The sequence below is a fragment of the Pseudomonas graminis genome (assembly GCF_001705435.1).
Lineage (GTDB): Bacteria > Pseudomonadota > Gammaproteobacteria > Pseudomonadales > Pseudomonadaceae > Aquipseudomonas > Aquipseudomonas graminis_B.
In genome coordinates, this window is sequence record NZ_MDEN01000059.1 from 114,671 (window position 1) to 130,708 (window position 16,038).

At 57.8% G+C, this 16,038-nt stretch carries 15 protein-coding genes and 2 pseudogenes; 15 read left to right on the plus strand and 2 right to left on the minus strand.

Annotated features, from left to right (window positions below):
- The 14 genes and pseudogenes from atpB to BBI10_RS08785 all read left to right on the plus strand — a co-directional run bounded on the left by atpB (position 1) and on the right by BBI10_RS08785 (position 12,811).
- A complete protein-coding gene (atpB, locus tag BBI10_RS08725; protein WP_065988055.1) occupies positions 1 to 870 on the plus strand; it encodes a F0F1 ATP synthase subunit A in 870 nt (289 codons plus the stop codon).
- A 137-nt stretch (positions 871 to 1,007) separates the two neighbouring features.
- Positions 1,008 to 1,265: a F0F1 ATP synthase subunit C gene (gene atpE, locus BBI10_RS08730; RefSeq protein WP_002555987.1), complete on the plus strand. Its 258-nt coding sequence runs from the start codon at positions 1,008 to 1,010 to the stop codon at positions 1,263 to 1,265.
- Between the two features lie 57 nt (positions 1,266 to 1,322).
- On the plus strand, positions 1,323 to 1,793 hold the full coding sequence (locus tag BBI10_RS08735) for a F0F1 ATP synthase subunit B (protein WP_065988056.1): 471 nt from the start codon (positions 1,323 to 1,325) through the stop codon (positions 1,791 to 1,793).
- Between the two features lie 12 nt (positions 1,794 to 1,805).
- On the plus strand, positions 1,806 to 2,342 hold the full coding sequence (locus BBI10_RS08740) for a F0F1 ATP synthase subunit delta (protein WP_037016920.1): 537 nt from the start codon (positions 1,806 to 1,808) through the stop codon (positions 2,340 to 2,342).
- Between the two features lie 21 nt (positions 2,343 to 2,363).
- Positions 2,364 to 3,908 carry a F0F1 ATP synthase subunit alpha gene (gene atpA, locus BBI10_RS08745; protein ID WP_065988057.1) on the plus strand — a complete coding sequence of 515 codons (1,545 nt, stop codon included), beginning with the start codon at positions 2,364 to 2,366 and terminating at the stop codon, positions 3,906 to 3,908.
- Positions 3,909 to 3,958: 50 nt separating this feature from the next.
- Positions 3,959 to 4,819 carry a F0F1 ATP synthase subunit gamma gene (gene atpG / locus BBI10_RS08750; RefSeq protein WP_037016916.1) on the plus strand — a complete coding sequence of 287 codons (861 nt, stop codon included), beginning with the start codon at positions 3,959 to 3,961 and terminating at the stop codon, positions 4,817 to 4,819.
- 28 nt (positions 4,820 to 4,847) lie between these two features.
- Positions 4,848 to 6,224 (plus strand): F0F1 ATP synthase subunit beta, encoded by a 1,377-nt coding sequence (atpD, locus tag BBI10_RS08755; protein ID WP_065988059.1) that lies wholly within the window; start codon positions 4,848 to 4,850, stop codon positions 6,222 to 6,224.
- A gap of 44 nt (positions 6,225 to 6,268) precedes the next feature.
- Complete coding sequence (locus BBI10_RS08760) at positions 6,269 to 6,694, plus strand: F0F1 ATP synthase subunit epsilon (RefSeq protein ID WP_037016911.1); 426 nt, start codon at positions 6,269 to 6,271, stop codon at positions 6,692 to 6,694.
- Between the two features lie 121 nt (positions 6,695 to 6,815).
- Complete coding sequence (glmU, locus tag BBI10_RS08765; protein ID WP_065988061.1) at positions 6,816 to 8,183, plus strand: bifunctional UDP-N-acetylglucosamine diphosphorylase/glucosamine-1-phosphate N-acetyltransferase GlmU; 1,368 nt, start codon at positions 6,816 to 6,818, stop codon at positions 8,181 to 8,183.
- 176 nt (positions 8,184 to 8,359) lie between these two features.
- Complete coding sequence (locus BBI10_RS08770; RefSeq protein ID WP_208600742.1) at positions 8,360 to 9,130, plus strand: DeoR/GlpR family DNA-binding transcription regulator; 771 nt, start codon at positions 8,360 to 8,362, stop codon at positions 9,128 to 9,130.
- A 9-nt stretch (positions 9,131 to 9,139) separates the two neighbouring features.
- Positions 9,140 to 10,975 carry a glutamine--fructose-6-phosphate transaminase (isomerizing) gene (gene glmS / locus BBI10_RS08775; RefSeq protein WP_065988065.1) on the plus strand — a complete coding sequence of 612 codons (1,836 nt, stop codon included), beginning with the start codon at positions 9,140 to 9,142 and terminating at the stop codon, positions 10,973 to 10,975.
- A 182-nt stretch (positions 10,976 to 11,157) separates the two neighbouring features.
- A pseudogene (locus tag BBI10_RS28550) lies at positions 11,158 to 11,916 on the plus strand (PAS domain-containing protein); the annotation flags it as partial.
- A gap of 126 nt (positions 11,917 to 12,042) precedes the next feature.
- Positions 12,043 to 12,474 (plus strand): annotated as a pseudogene (locus tag BBI10_RS28555) (methyl-accepting chemotaxis protein); the annotation flags it as partial.
- Positions 12,475 to 12,544: 70 nt separating this feature from the next.
- On the plus strand, positions 12,545 to 12,811 hold the full coding sequence (locus BBI10_RS08785; protein ID WP_141695145.1) for a hypothetical protein: 267 nt from the start codon (positions 12,545 to 12,547) through the stop codon (positions 12,809 to 12,811).
- 31 nt (positions 12,812 to 12,842) lie between these two features.
- Here the strand turns inward: BBI10_RS08785 and BBI10_RS08790 are convergent, their stop codons facing one another.
- Both BBI10_RS08790 and BBI10_RS08795 read right to left on the minus strand, forming a co-directional pair.
- The gene (locus tag BBI10_RS08790) at positions 12,843 to 13,775 is read right to left on the minus strand and encodes a LysR substrate-binding domain-containing protein (protein WP_065988071.1); all 933 of its coding nucleotides are present in this window, start codon (positions 13,773 to 13,775) and stop codon (positions 12,843 to 12,845) included.
- 178 nt (positions 13,776 to 13,953) lie between these two features.
- Complete coding sequence (locus BBI10_RS08795) at positions 13,954 to 14,877, minus strand: DMT family transporter (protein WP_065988073.1); 924 nt, start codon at positions 14,875 to 14,877, stop codon at positions 13,954 to 13,956.
- Positions 14,878 to 15,033: 156 nt separating this feature from the next.
- Here BBI10_RS08795 and gcvA point away from each other — a divergent pair, with 156 nt between their 5' ends.
- Entirely contained in the window at positions 15,034 to 15,942 is a 909-nt protein-coding gene (gcvA, locus tag BBI10_RS08800) for a transcriptional regulator GcvA (RefSeq protein WP_065988075.1), read from the plus strand.
- The last annotated feature ends 96 nt before the right edge of the window (positions 15,943 to 16,038 follow it).

Below are 16,038 nucleotides of genomic sequence, written 5' to 3' on the forward strand. Positions count from 1 at the left end.
ATGGCAGAGCAGACAGCTTCGGGCTATATCCAGCACCACTTGCAGAATTTGACCTTTGGTCATTTGCCTGACGGCAGTTGGGGCTTCGCGCATTCTGCGGCGGAAGCAAAAGAAATGGGCTTTTGGGCTTTCCACGTCGATACCCTCGGCTGGTCGGTCGCACTGGGTCTGATTTTCGTCCTTATCTTCCGTATGGCCGCAAAAAAGGCGACTTCCGGCCAGCCGGGCGCGTTGCAAAACTTCGTTGAAGTCCTCGTCGAGTTCGTCGATGGCAGCGTTCGAGACAGCTTCCATGGGCGTAGCGCCGTGATCGCTCCTCTGGCATTGACCATCTTTGCCTGGGTGTTCCTCATGAACGCCGTCGACTTGATTCCTGTCGACTGGATCCCGCAGTTGGCAATCATGGTCACCGGTGATCACCACATTCCTTTCCGCGCCGTCTCGACAACCGATCCGAACGCGACGCTGGGTATGGCACTCTCCGTATTCGCGCTGATCATTTTTTACAGCATCAAGATCAAGGGTATCGGCGGCTTCATCGGCGAATTGACCCTGCACCCGTTCGGCAGCAAGAACATTTTCGTTCAGGCTCTGTTGATTCCGGTGAACTTCCTGCTTGAATTCGTGACTCTGGTGGCCAAGCCGATCTCCCTGGCACTGCGACTGTTCGGCAACATGTACGCGGGTGAGCTGGTGTTCATTCTGATCGCGGTCATGTTCGGCAGCGGCCTGCTGTGGCTCAGCGGTCTGGGCGTGGTCCTGCAATGGGCGTGGGCTGTGTTCCACATCCTGATCATCACCCTGCAAGCGTTCATCTTCATGATGCTGACCATCGTGTACCTGTCGATGGCTCACGAAGATAACCATTGAGACCCGCCTGGCGAGTCTGATGATCCCCTTGCTTCGGTGAGGGGGTGCCCGCGAGGGCTTGATGTAAGAAACGATTTTGCTTTACCGCTTTAATCTAAGAAAACCTAACCAATACGACGTAAAAGTCGGGAGGAAAGATGGAAACTGTAGTTGGTCTAACTGCTATCGCTGTTGCACTGCTGATCGGCCTGGGCGCACTGGGTACTGCAATCGGTTTCGGCCTGCTGGGCGGTAAATTCCTGGAAGGCGCTGCGCGTCAACCGGAAATGGTTCCAATGCTGCAAGTTAAAATGTTCATCGTGGCTGGTCTGCTCGACGCCGTGACCATGATCGGTGTTGGTATCGCTCTGTTCTTCACTTTTGCGAACCCCTTCGTTGGTCAACTCGCTGGCTGATCACTCGAATTTTCGAGTTGATTGGTGTGATGGACAACGAACGAGCGAGGTGTTGGCGTGAACATTAATGCAACCCTGATTGGCCAGTCCGTTGCGTTCTTCATTTTTGTGCTGTTCTGCATGAAGTTCGTGTGGCCTCCGGTCATCGCGGCTTTGCACGAACGTCAGAAGAAGATTGCGGATGGACTGGACGCTGCTACACGAGCAGCTCGCGACCTGGAGCTGGCCCAAGATAAAGTGGGTCAGCAACTGCGCGAAGCTAAGGCTCAGGCAGCTGAGATCATTGAGCAAGCCAAGAAACGCGGTACCCAGATTGTCGACGAAGCCCGTGAACAGGCTCGCGTCGAAGCTGACCGCATCAAGGCTCAGGCTCAGGCCGAGATCGAACAGGAACTGAACGGCGTCAAAGACGCGCTGCGCGCCCAACTGGGTAGCCTGGCAGTCAACGGCGCAGAGAAGATCCTGGGTGCCACAATCGATCAAAACGCGCACGCGGAGCTGGTAAACAAACTGGCTGCTGAAATTTAAGCGAGGGCGATCATGGCAGAACTGACCACGTTGGCCCGACCTTACGCTAAGGCAGCCTTCGAGCATGCACAGGCGCACCAGCAACTGGCCAATTGGTCAGCCATGCTCGGCCTGGCTGCTGCAGTGTCGCAAGACGACACGATGCAGCGCATGCTCAAGGCCCCGCGACTGACGAGCGCAGACAAGGCCGCCACTTTTATTGAAGTGTGCGGCGACAAGTTCGATGCCAAGGCACAGAATTTCATTCACGTCGTTGCTGAAAACGACCGTCTCCAGCTTCTGCCGGAGATCTCCGAACTGTTCGAGCTTTACAAGGCCGAACAGGAAAAATCGGTAGATGTGGATGTAACCAGTGCCTTCGCATTGAACCAAGAACAGCAAGACAAACTCGCCAAGGTTCTCAGTGCACGGCTCGGCCGGGAAGTGCGCCTGCACGCTGCGGAGGATGCTGCCCTGATAGGTGGTGTCATCATCCGCGCCGGCGACCTGGTTATCGATGGCTCAGTTCGCGGCAAACTCGCGCAACTAGCCGAAGCATTGAAATCTTGAGTTTGAAGGGGCAGCAGAGCAATGCAGCAACTCAATCCTTCCGAAATAAGTGAAATCATCAAGGGCCGCATCGAGAACCTCGATGTAGCCTCCCAAGCCCGAAACGAAGGCACTGTCGTCAGCGTGTCTGACGGTATCGTGCGGATTCACGGTCTCGCCGACGCTATGTACGGCGAAATGATCGAGTTCCCGGGCGGCGTTTACGGTATGGCACTGAACCTGGAGCAAGACTCCGTGGGTGCTGTCGTACTGGGCGCTTACACCTCTCTGGCTGAAGGCATGAGTGCCAAGTGCACCGGCCGCATCCTGGAAGTTCCGGTTGGTAAGGAACTCCTGGGTCGCGTGGTCGACGCACTGGGCAACCCTGTCGACGGCAAAGGTCCGCTGAACAACACCGAGACCGATGCGGTCGAGAAAGTTGCTCCAGGCGTGATCTGGCGTAAGTCGGTAGACCAGCCTGTACAGACTGGCTACAAGGCTGTCGATGCGATGATCCCCGTCGGCCGTGGCCAGCGTGAGCTGATCATCGGCGACCGTCAGATCGGTAAAACCGCTCTGGCGATCGACGCGATCATCAACCAGAAGAACAGCGGCATTTTCTGCGTCTACGTAGCAATCGGTCAGAAGCAATCGACCATCGCCAACGTTGTTCGCAAGCTGGAAGAAAACGGCGCTCTGGCCAACACGATCATCGTGGCGGCCAGTGCTTCGGAATCTCCTGCGCTTCAATTCCTGGCTCCGTATGCCGGTTGCACCATGGGCGAGTACTTCCGCGACCGCGGTGAAGACGCACTGATCGTTTATGACGATCTGTCCAAGCAGGCCGTGGCTTATCGCCAGATCTCCCTGCTTCTGCGCCGTCCACCAGGCCGTGAAGCTTACCCAGGCGACGTGTTCTATCTCCACTCCCGTCTGCTGGAGCGTGCATCCCGCGTTTCGGAAGAGTACGTAGAGAAGTTCACCAATGGCGCAGTGACCGGCAAAACCGGTTCCCTGACCGCATTGCCGATCATCGAAACCCAGGCTGGCGACGTTTCCGCGTTCGTTCCGACCAACGTGATTTCCATCACTGACGGTCAGATCTTCCTGGAATCGGCCATGTTCAACTCCGGCATCCGCCCGGCAGTGAACGCCGGTGTTTCGGTATCCCGTGTGGGTGGTGCCGCTCAGACCAAGATCATCAAGAAGCTCTCCGGTGGTATCCGTACCGCTCTGGCTCAGTACCGTGAACTGGCAGCATTTGCCCAGTTCGCCTCTGATCTGGACGAAGCGACCCGTAAGCAACTTGAGCATGGTCAGCGCGTGACCGAGCTGATGAAGCAGAAGCAATATGCGCCAATGTCGATCGCTGACATGTCGCTGTCGCTGTATGCCGCTGAGCGTGGGTTCCTGACTGACGTCGAAATCGCCAAGGTTGGCAGCTTTGAACAAGCGCTGATTGCTTACTTCAACCGAGATCACGCCGATTTGATGGCGAAGATCAACGTGAAGGGTGACTTCAATGACGAAATCGATTCTGGCCTGAAAGCCGGTATCGAGAAGTTCAAGGCCACCCAAACCTGGTAAGCCGCAGCGGGAGCCGCGAGGTTCCCGCTTGCTAACCTGATAGGTGTTACATGGCAGGCGCAAAAGAGATTCGCAGCAAGATTGCGAGCATCAAAAGCACGCAAAAGATCACCAGCGCCATGGAAAAAGTGGCGGTCAGTAAAATGCGCAAGGCTCAAATGCGCATGGCTGCTAGCCGTCCTTACGCGGAGCGCATCCGCCAGGTGATTGGTCATCTCGCCAACGCTAACCCGGAATACCGTCATCCCTTCATGATCGAGCGCGAAGTAAAGCGCGTCGGTTACGTCGTGGTGAGCAGTGACCGTGGTCTGTGTGGTGGCTTGAATACCAACCTGTTCAAGGCTTTGGTCAAGGACATGGCGAAGAACCGTGAAAACGGCGTAGAGATCGATCTGTGCGTGGTCGGCAGCAAAGGTGCGGCGTTTTTCCGCAACTTCGGCGGTAACGTCGTCGCTGCGATCAGCCACTTGGGCGAAGAGCCGTCGATCAACGATTTGATCGGCAGCGTCAAGGTGATGCTGGACGCTTACCTGGAGGGCCGTATTGACCGCCTGTCCGTGGTGTCCAACAAGTTCATCAACACCATGACTCAGCAGCCAACGGTCGAGCAGTTGATTCCGTTGGTCGCGACCCAGGATCAAGAACTCAAGCACCACTGGGATTACCTGTACGAACCCGACGCCAAAGAGCTGCTGGACGGCTTGATGGTCCGTTACGTGGAGTCGCAGGTCTATCAGGCGGTGGTCGAGAACAACGCGGCTGAACAGGCTGCGCGGATGATCGCGATGAAGAACGCCACTGACAACGCCGGTGATCTGATCAGCGATTTGCAGCTGATCTACAACAAGGCGCGTCAGGCAGCGATCACCCAAGAGATCTCGGAAATCGTCGGCGGCGCTGCCGCGGTTTAACGGTTCAAATATTCAGAGGATCCAGCTAATGAGTAGCGGACGTATCGTTCAAATCATCGGCGCCGTGATCGACGTGGAATTTCCACGCGACAGCGTACCGAGCATCTACAACGCGCTGAAAGTACAAGGCGCGGAAACTACTCTGGAAGTTCAGCAGCAGCTGGGCGACGGCGTAGTTCGTACCATTGCGATGGGTTCCACCGAAGGCTTGAAGCGCGGTCTGGACGTTATCGACAGCGGCGCAGCCATCTCCGTACCGGTCGGTAAAGCGACGCTGGGCCGGATCATGGACGTACTGGGCAACCCGATCGACGAAGCGGGCCCGATCGAGACCGAAGAGCGCTGGGGCATTCACCGTCCTGCACCTTCGTTCGCTGATCAGGCTGGCGGCAACGACCTCCTGGAAACCGGCATCAAGGTCATCGACCTGGTTTGCCCGTTTGCCAAAGGCGGTAAAGTCGGTCTGTTCGGTGGTGCCGGTGTCGGCAAGACCGTAAACATGATGGAACTGATCCGTAACATCGCCATCGAGCACAGCGGATATTCTGTGTTCGCCGGTGTGGGCGAGCGTACCCGTGAGGGTAACGACTTCTACCACGAGATGAAGGACTCCAACGTTCTGGACAAAGTAGCGCTGGTCTACGGTCAGATGAACGAGCCGCCGGGTAACCGTCTGCGCGTCGCCCTGACTGGCCTGACCATGGCTGAGAAGTTCCGTGACGAAGGTAACGACGTTCTGTTGTTCGTCGACAACATCTACCGTTACACACTGGCCGGTACTGAAGTATCCGCACTGCTGGGCCGTATGCCGTCTGCAGTAGGTTACCAGCCGACGCTGGCTGAAGAGATGGGCGTGCTTCAAGAGCGCATCACTTCGACCAAGGAAGGCTCGATCACTTCGATCCAGGCGGTATACGTACCGGCGGATGACTTGACTGACCCATCGCCAGCTACAACGTTTGCTCACTTGGACGCCACTGTCGTTCTGTCCCGTGACATCGCATCCCTGGGTATCTACCCAGCGGTCGATCCACTGGACTCGACTTCGCGCCAGCTGGACCCGAACGTCATCGGTCAGGAGCATTACGACACCGCTCGCGGCGTTCAGTATGTTCTGCAGCGTTACAAAGAGCTGAAAGACATCATCGCGATCCTGGGTATGGACGAGCTGTCGGAAACCGACAAGCAGTTGGTATCCCGCGCTCGTAAGATTCAGCGCTTCCTGTCGCAGCCGTTCTTCGTGGCTGAAGTCTTCACCGGTGCCTCGGGTAAATACGTTTCCCTGAAAGACACCATTGCTGGCTTCAAAGGCATCCTCGCCGGTGACTACGACCATCTGCCTGAACAGGCGTTTTACATGGTCGGCGGCATCGAAGAAGCGATCGAGAAAGCCAAGAAACTGTAATCCAGGCGCCCGGCAACGGGCGCTAATCAGGTTGAGGCAGGCAAATGGCTATGACAGTCCATTGCGATATCGTCAGCGCGGAAGGAGAGATTTTCTCCGGTCTGGTCGAGATGGTGATTGCACACGGTAACCTGGGTGATATCGGTATTGCTCCAGGTCACGCACCGTTGATCACCGATCTGAAGCCAGGTCCGATCCGCCTGATCAAGCAGGGTGGCGAAGCCGAGGTGTTTTACATCTCCGGTGGTTTCCTTGAGGTTCAACCGAACATGGTCAAAGTGCTTGCCGATACCGTGCAACGCGCTGCTGATCTGGACGAAGCCTCAGCTCAGGAAGCCGTCAAGGCTGCCGAGCGTGCTCTGAATGAAAAAGGCGCAGATTTCGATTACGGATCTGCTGCTGCACGTCTGGCGGAGGCCGCGGCTCAGCTGCGCACCGTTCAGCAAATTCGCAAGAAGTTCGGCGGCTAACCCCGACGTCTCGTTGCGCGATTGAGTAAAAGGGTAGCCTCGGCTACCCTTTTTCTTTTTTCGGCTTTCTCGCCCGAATCATCAGCTTGGCTAATGTGGCCTGCTCGTCTGGAATCCCTTCATGTCTCTCGATATCGTCATTCTTGCTGCGGGTCAGGGCACTCGCATGCGTTCTGCTCTGCCCAAGGTGTTGCATCCTGTGGCCGGTAAATCGATGCTCGGTCATGTTATCCATAGCGCACGGCAGCTTTCACCCCAAGGCATTCATGTGGTTATCGGGCATGGCGCCGAGCGGGTCCGCGAGCAACTGGCCAGCGATGATCTGAGTTTTGTTCTGCAGGACAAACAATTGGGGACAGGCCATGCAGTCGCGCAAGCGCTGCCGGTATTGACCGCCGAAACCGTCCTGATTCTTTACGGCGACGTCCCGCTCATAAACGTGGAGACCTTGCACCGCTTGCTTGCCCTGGTAAACCATCAGCAACTGGGCCTGCTGACAGTCACCCTGGATGACCCAACCGGCTACGGTCGGATTGTTCGTGACACGGAGCACCGCGTCACTGCCATCGTCGAGCACAAGGATGCAACGGAAGCGCAGAAGGCTATCAAGGAAGGGAACACCGGAATACTCGCAGTACCGGGCAAGCACCTGGCCGACTGGCTGGGCCGCCTTTCCAATAACAATGCTCAAGGTGAGTATTACCTGACCGATGTTATCGCGATGGCCGTCAGCGATGGCTTGGTAGTCGCCACCGCACAGCCTGAAGATGCGATGGAAGTGCAGGGCGCCAATGATCGTAAACAGCTTGCCGAGCTCGAGCGTCATTACCAGCAGCGCGAAGCCCGCCGACTCATGGCGTTGGGCGTCACCCTTCGGGACCCGGCGCGTTTCGACGTTCGTGGCGACGTCACCACGGGCCGCGACGTGATGATCGACGTGAACGTCATCCTTGAAGGCCGAGTGGTGATCGAAGACGACGTTTCGATTGGGCCAAACTGCGTGATCAAGGACAGCACCTTGCGCAAAGGCGCAATCATCAAGGCAAACAGTCACCTGGAAGGCGCAATCGTGGGCGAAGGCGCGGATGCGGGGCCTTTCGCTCGTCTGCGCCCAGGCAGTGTGCTCGACGCCCGCGCCCACGTGGGTAACTTCGTAGAATTGAAGAATGCTCATCTGGGCGAGGGTGCCAAGGCGGGTCATCTGACCTACCTGGGTGACGCGGTCATCGGCGCGCGTACCAACATCGGGGCAGGCACCATTACGTGCAACTACGATGGCGCGAACAAGCACAAGACGGTGATGGGCGAAGACGTGTTCATCGGCTCGAACAACTCGCTGATCGCTCCTGTGTATATCGCTTCGGGCGCGAGCACTGCCGCCGGCTCTGCCATCAATCAGGATGTACCCGCCGAACAGCTTGCGGTCGCCCGTGCGCGTCAACGCAACATAGAAGGCTGGAAGCGTCCGGTGAAAATCAAGAAAGACTAAGTTATCCACAGGTCTGTTCGGCTGCTTGCCAGACAAGCAGCCGATGCCGGGTGTTGAACGGATCCGTTCAAGCAAATCCCTGATTCCTTCTCTAGAAACGCCTCTCTCCCCCTTGACGTATATCTTTCGATGAGCTTTCATTGCGATCGTTAACTTTCGAATCGAAACTTAAGATCATCATGTCGAAACGTAATACGCCCCAGCGCCGCCATAACATCCTTGCTTTGCTCAATGAGCGGGGCGAGGTAAGTGTGGATGAGTTGGCCAAGCGCTTTGAGACCTCCGAGGTGACGGTCCGGAAGGATCTGGCTGCGCTCGAAAGCAACGGGTTGCTGCTTCGTCGTTACGGCGGCGCCATCCCGATGCCCCAGGAATTGATCGGCGAACCCGGCCAGCCCGTTTCCAGGTTCAAACAAGCCATCGCACGCGCGGCGGTTGCCCGCATTCGGGAACACGCACGGATCATCATCGACAGCGGCAGTACAACGGCTGCGATGATCCCGGAACTGGGGTTGCAGCCGGGCCTCGTGGTGATGACCAATTCACTGCATGTCGCCAACGCGCTGGGTGAACTGGAGCACGAACCGGTCCTGCTGATGACCGGCGGCACGTGGGACCCGCATTCAGAGTCGTTTCAGGGCCAGGTGGCAGAGCAGGTGCTGCGTTCCTACGATTTTGATCAGCTGTTTATCGGTGCCGATGGCATTGATCTGACTCGCGGCACAACCACATTCAACGAACTGCTCGGCCTCAGCCGGGTGATGGCCGAAGTCGCCCGGGAAGTGATCGTGATGGTCGAGGCTGACAAGGTCGGGCGCAAGATTCCCAATCTGGAGCTGCCCTGGAGCAGCGTCCATACCCTCATTACCGATGATCGCCTGCCTCAAGAGGCACGCGAACAAATTCAGGCTCGCGGCGTAACCTTGATTTGCGCTGCTGTTTCCTAGGAGAAGACCATGTGTGGAATTGTCGGCGCTGTTGCTGAACGGAATGTGACTGCGATCCTGCTGGAGGGCCTCAAGCGCCTGGAATACCGGGGCTACGACAGCGCTGGCGTAGCGTTATTCAACAACGCCGGCGTGCTCGAGCGTCGTCGTCGAGTCGGCAAGGTGAACGAACTGGAGCGGGCTCTTGCCGGCGAACCGGTGACAGGACGCCTCGGCATTGCCCACACCCGTTGGGCGACCCATGGCGCACCGCTGGAGCACAACGCGCACCCGCATTTCTCCAACGAGCAATTGGCGGTGGTCCACAACGGCATCATCGAAAACCATGAGCCGCTTCGCGAGCGCTTGAAGGGTCTGGGTTACGTGTTCACGTCTGACACGGACACCGAGGTCATTGTCCACCTGCTGCACCACAAACTGCGGGACACCCCTGACCTGGCCGCTGCCTTGAAGGCTACGGTCAAAGAACTGCACGGCGCGTATGGTCTTGCGGTCATCAGCGCACAGCAACCGGATCGCCTGATTGCCGCTCGCAGTGGCAGTCCGCTGGTGGTGGGCCTGGGCCTTGGGGAAAACTTCCTCGCCTCCGATCAACTGGCATTGCGTCAGGTCACCGATCGCTTCATGTACCTGGAAGAGGGCGACATCGCCGAGATCCGCCGCGACAGCGTGCAGATCTGGGACGCCTCCGGCCTGCCCGTCGAGCGGGAGACCGTTCAGTACCACGAGGGCGCAGAAGCGGCGGACAAAGGCGAGTACCGCCACTTTATGCTCAAGGAAATCCACGAGCAGCCAAAAGTCGTGCAGCGCACCCTGGAAGGCCGCCTCGGTCAGCAGCAGGTTCTGGTGCAGGCATTCGGGCCGCAAGCGGCGGAGCTGTTCGCTAAAGTGCGCAACGTGCAAATCGTCGCCTGCGGCACCAGCTATCACGCCGGCATGGTCGCGCGTTACTGGCTCGAAGGCCTGGCTGGTATTCCCTGCCAGGTCGAGGTGGCCAGCGAATTCCGCTACCGCAAAGTCGTGGTCCAGCCGGACACGCTGTTCGTTTCGATCTCCCAGTCCGGCGAGACGGCTGACACCTTGGCCGCGCTGCGCAATGCTAAGGAACTGGGTTTTCTTGCCAGCTTGGCGATCTGCAACGTGGGCATCAGTTCGCTGGTGCGTGAGTCCGATCTGACCCTGCTCACTCAGGCCGGCCCGGAAATCGGCGTCGCGTCGACCAAAGCGTTCACCACCCAGTTGGTCGCGCTGATGCTGCTGACGCTGTCTCTGGGTCAGGTCAAAGGCACGCTGGGCGCTGGCGTGGAAGCAGAACTGGTGGAAGAACTGCGCCGCCTGCCGACCCGCCTGGGTGAAGCGCTGGCGATGGACACAACGGTGGAGAAAATTGCCGAACTGTTCGCCGAGAAGAATCACACCCTGTTCCTGGGCCGTGGCGCGCAATTCCCGGTGGCGATGGAAGGGGCGTTAAAGCTCAAGGAAATCTCCTATATCCACGCCGAGGCCTATCCGGCCGGCGAACTGAAACACGGCCCGTTGGCCTTGGTGGACAGCGACATGCCTGTTGTCACCGTGGCACCAAACAACGAGCTGCTGGAGAAGCTGAAATCCAACCTGCAGGAAGTGCGGGCCCGGGGCGGCGAGCTGATCGTCTTCGCGGACGAACAGGCCGGGCTGGTCAACGGAGAGGGCACCCATGTGGTTTCCATGCCTCATATCCTCGATGCACTGACGCCGATTCTCTACACCATCCCGCTGCAACTGCTTTCGTATTACGTGGCAGTGCTGAAGGGGACGGACGTGGATCAGCCGCGTAACTTGGCGAAGTCTGTGACGGTGGAATAAGTTATCCACTGCATACTGTTATTGAGCTTCAGAGCAGTCGCAGGTTGTTACCGTGTAGGCAAAGGAGTGCCTACACGCTGGATTAAATGCTTGATCTGTACCAGCCATCAGTATGATGGCCATGTTGCTCAAGGTTTCCCTCGCCGCGTCGATAGCTTCTCAAGTCAATGCGAGCGCCCCTCATGTTCAATACCCGGTTGAAAAATAGAATCCAGCAATTGGAAAAACAGCTGGGAGCCCTGGAGCAGGTAAAGGCAACTCTGGATCTCGAAACCGTGTCCGTCACTCTGGATGCGGGAGGCGTCATCCTGGAGGTGAATGCTCAGTTCGAGAAAGAGTTGGGATTCAAACAGGCTGAATTGGTCGGTCGAACCCTGCGTGAATTCAGTCCCTCTGAACTGCAGGGCGATGTCCATCAGCGTCGCGCATTGGATGCAATCGCCGAAGGCAAGCATTACAGCGGTACCTTGCGCCTGTGCAGCCACGACGGTCGACACGTCTGGCTACGAGCAATGGTTATCCCTTTCGCGGGTGAGAGTGGGCGTGTCGAACGGATCGTTATGTATTCCAGCGTGCTCACACGAACCATTGAAGCCTCAAGGGAGAACGAAGCGCTGGTGGGAGCGTTGATGCGCTCCACTGCCGTTATCGAGTTCTCCCTGGACGGAGTCGTGCTGACAGCCAATCAGAATTTTCTGAGCGCTATGGGCTATACGCTTCCCCAAATCCTGGGCAAGCACCACCGAATCTTTTGCGTGCCATCCGACGCTCAGTCAGAGGAATACGATCGGTTTTGGCAGACCCTTAGACAGGCATCCTATGTCGCCGGCAGGTTCTGCCGAGTGGATAAATTCGGCAACGAGGTATGGCTGGAGGCTTCCTACAACCCAATCGTGGATGCCAATGGCAAGCTGTACAAAATTGCCAAGTTAGCCACCGTTATTACCGACCAGGTCATCCGCGAGCGCGCTGTCTCCGAGGCAGCCGGCATGGCCCACGGCACCTCGGTTCGAACCAATACCAGCGCACAGCAAGGTCGCGAAGTCATTCAGAACACCGTCACGACCCTCAATACGCTTTCTGCCTTGATGGAGGATGCGGCCCATGGCATCGAAGCACTGGATGCCCAGAGCCAGGAAATCGGCACCATTGTCAAAACCATCGGCAGCATCGCGGACCAGACCAATCTGTTGGCCTTGAACGCGGCGATCGAAGCGGCACGTGCCGGGGAGCAGGGCAGGGGATTCGCTGTGGTCGCCGACGAGGTCAGGAACCTGGCCCTTCGAACCACTAAAGCGACGGCGGAAATCTTCGAGGTCGTGAAAAACAACCAGGTTCTGGCGTCCAGTGCGGTGACCTTGATTGGCAAAAGCAAGCAGCAGGCCGGGGCGGCGCTGGATTTGGCCAGTGAGGCGGACGAGGTGATCAAGGACATTCAGCAAGGTGCCAACAGTGTCGTGGTTGCCGTTGAGCAGTTCTCGGGTCAAGCCGGACAGTAATGACTGTTGCAATGGGTCATGTCTGCACGTCTCAATGACCCCCAGTTAATGCGCGATCCAGGTGATCCTTGTGCTCGATGCTCTCAAGCAATCCATAAACGATCTGCATAAGGTCGACCGGCCCAGACTGGAAGATGAGTGTGACGCGCTGCTCACTCGGATCGAGCAGGGACGAACAGAAGGGACTCTGACTGGCGAGCAGGCCACGCAGCTGTTCTATGATGTCCGTAACGAACGTTCGAGGTGCTTTCGCAGCGGAAGTCAGCGTCGCATGGGCGATCCCTCGGCCAATGTGCCATCGCGCGACTCAGTGGGCATGAGCCGCATGCTTATTTGAAAGATGTTTTCAAAGGGTTGCTCGAACTGAATCAAGCCACCTGGCCCGCGCTTTCAATCTCCCGCGCATGCCCCTTCGCGGTCTTGCCCGCCTGCTGCACGGCCCACTTCATGAATTCCGCAATCGCCCACTCTTCGCGCCGTTCTTTCGCGCAGTACACGAAATAGTCGAACTTGAGCTCCGCCGTCGCGTTGGTGACTTGCACCAGGCGTTTACTTTGCAGGGCTTCGGAGGCAAAGACGCTGTTGACGAGTGCAATGCCTTGACCCGCACAGGCCGCACTTATCAACAGGGACTCATCGCCATAACTGGAGCCCTGAATCATCTTGCGATTGCTCATGCCGAACGCGTTCATCCAGACCTTCCAGTAGTTGCGCTCGGTGTCCTGCAGCAGCGGGAAGGTCAGGCAATCCTGCGGGCTCTCGATGTTGCGCTGGGTGCTGAGCAGGCGTGGGCTGCACACGGGTATCAGGTAGGACGACCACAAATGCGTGGCGTGGTTTTCGCAACTGGCTGCCGTTTCACGCTGAATGCAGATGTCCACGTGGCCGTGCTTGAGCTCGGAAAGACCGTTACAGATCTGAATCGAGATTTCGACGTTGGGGCAGCGCTCCTTGAAGCCGCTCAGTGCCGGGATCAGCCACGAACTTGCGATGGTGGACGTTGTGCTGATGACCAGACGCGTCTGACGTGGCGCCTTGAGTGCAGCGCGCGACCAGGCTTTTTCGATCACGTCGAAAGTGCCGGCGAGTTCGTCAAACAGACTGCGTCCGCAAGGGGTGAGCTGGATGCCCTTGGCGTCTCGCTCGAACAGGCGCCTGCCAATCTGGTCTTCCAGCCCTTTGATCTGCTGACTGATGGCCGCCGGTGACACGCACAGCTGATCCGCTGCACGTTTCATGCTTCCGGCCTTGCACACCTCAACGAACGTGCGGAGGGCTATCAACGGGATCGCTTTGCTCATCCTGCATACCTCGCCGTGAGAGTGCTGCCCGTGCGCCAGGTGACGGAAAAGCGTCTAGAAGTTGCCATCGGATGAATCCCAAAAGGGTGTTTATCACCCGGCATTGGATATTGTCAGGCGCAGCCGGGCCCGGGCGGGTGCATACCCGGCGTGGAAGTCAGTTGTGGATAACGTGTTTTCAGGTGGTTGCGGCGCTGTCCCGAGCGACCGGTACCGGCTTCGGCTTGCTTTGGCTCAGCACGAACCAGACCGCCAGGCAGATGAGGCCGCCGCCGTAAAGGTGTCCCGCAGAAACCTTTTCACCGAGGAACATCACTCCCCACAGGACGCCGAACGGCGGAATGAGGAAGGTGACGGTCAGCGAACGCACCGGGCCGATATCAGCGATCAAACGGAAGTACAGAATGTAAGCGCACGCCGTGCACACGAAACCAACGGCTGCCAGGGACAGCCAAACGGTCGAGTCGCCCCACGTGGCCGGCGGGTTGACCGTCGCGGAGACGGCGAAGAAGGGCAGCAGGAACAGCGTTGCGCCGATCTGGCTGCCGAAGGCTACGAGCTTGGCGTCCAGTCCTCCCCGGTCGCCGATCCACCGACGGGTCATGAATCCTGCGGCGCCATAGCAACTGGTCGCGACCAGGCAAGCGAGTGCGCCCATGACCACCGACGTGGTGAAAGTCACCGGGCCTGTCGTGGTCAGTAACGTTATCCCCAGCAAACCGAGAAACACGCCGATGGCTTTTTTGGGTGTCAGCGAATCATTGAAAAACACAGCGCCAATTAACACGCCCATCAATGGCGTGGTCGCGTTCAGGATGGCGGAATAACCCGCGGGTAATAACAGGGCCGCCATGCTGTACATCAAAAAGGGAATGCCGGAATTGATAATGCCGAGGATCAAGGTGGATTTGAACTTGCCGTTGAACTCATGGCGGGTTCTGAAGATGGTCAGAATAACCATTAACCCGATGGCGCCAAGCAACACCCGAAAGAAAGCGGTCGGCAACGCACCCAGTACCGGGGCGGCAACGCGCATGAAGAGAAAACTGGCGCCCCAGATGGCGGCCAGAACGATCAGTCGAACACAGTCGGACACTTTCATCGTGTTTCCTTTCTTGATCCCTATCACTGATACGCCGACCGAAACGTTGTTGATTGACGCTCGTCGAGTTCGGGTGTGATGATTTGAGCAGTGTCTGAAGTGGTGCTCAAGCGAGCTTTTCTTAAGCACATTAGATTTTCTTAACCGAGGTCAGGCATGAAATTCCCGCCCCTGCACGCGCTGTTGTGTTTTGAAGCGACGGGGCGCCACGCCAGCATGAAAGGCGCGGCCGGTGAGCTGTTTGTGACCCCTGCGGCCATTAGCCAACAGATCGCCAAGCTCGAGAAAGCCGTTGGCGTCACGCTGTTCATCCGCAACACCAAACGCCTGGAGCTGACTGCCGAGGGCAAGATCTACCTGCGGGCCATTCGCCCCGCACTTGGGCAGATATCCGACGCCACCCAGCGTCTGATGAGCGACAACGGCCCCAATACGATCACCGTTAGCTGCACCAGCGGCTTTGCCATGCAGTGGCTGCTGCCCCGGCTGCCTGATTTTCAAGCCATCTGCCCCGGCATCGAGGTGCTGATCAGCACCACCAATCGGCTGGTTGATTTGCTCGGCGACGGCGTTGACTTCGCCGTGCGCCATGGCCTCGGCCGTTATCCCGGTCTGGAAGTGGAGATGCTGATCAACGACCGACTGCAGCCTGTCTGCAGCCCTTCCTTGCTGCCGGACTCCCGGTACCTGTCGTCCCCCATTGACCTGAAAAGCTACACCCTGTTGCACGACGAACACCGCGAAGACTGGGCGTTATGGCTCCGTGCGGTGGGTATCGAAGATGGCGAGGCCGCCGTTCACAAGGGCTCGGTTTTCGTGGATTCCAACGGGGTCATCGAGGCTGCACTGGCGGGAATGGGCATTGCGCTGGTGCGCCGTTCGCTGATTCGAGAAGAGCTGGCGTCCGGCCGATTGGTCGTGCCGTTTCGCGCGACGATCGACACGCCGATTGCCTATTACCTGGTTTACGACGAGACAGCCATTCTCCCCAAGTCCAGCAAGCAGTTTCGTGACTGGCTAGTGTCCCAGGCCACCGTCAGTCAGCGTGAATTCACCACGCGATAGTTTGCGTTCACGTTCCCCGACACAGTGTTGAATAGTTATCAGGGCAGTTAAGTCCTGCTTCAGTGTCCGTGGGTGATACACCCATACGGGTAAAAC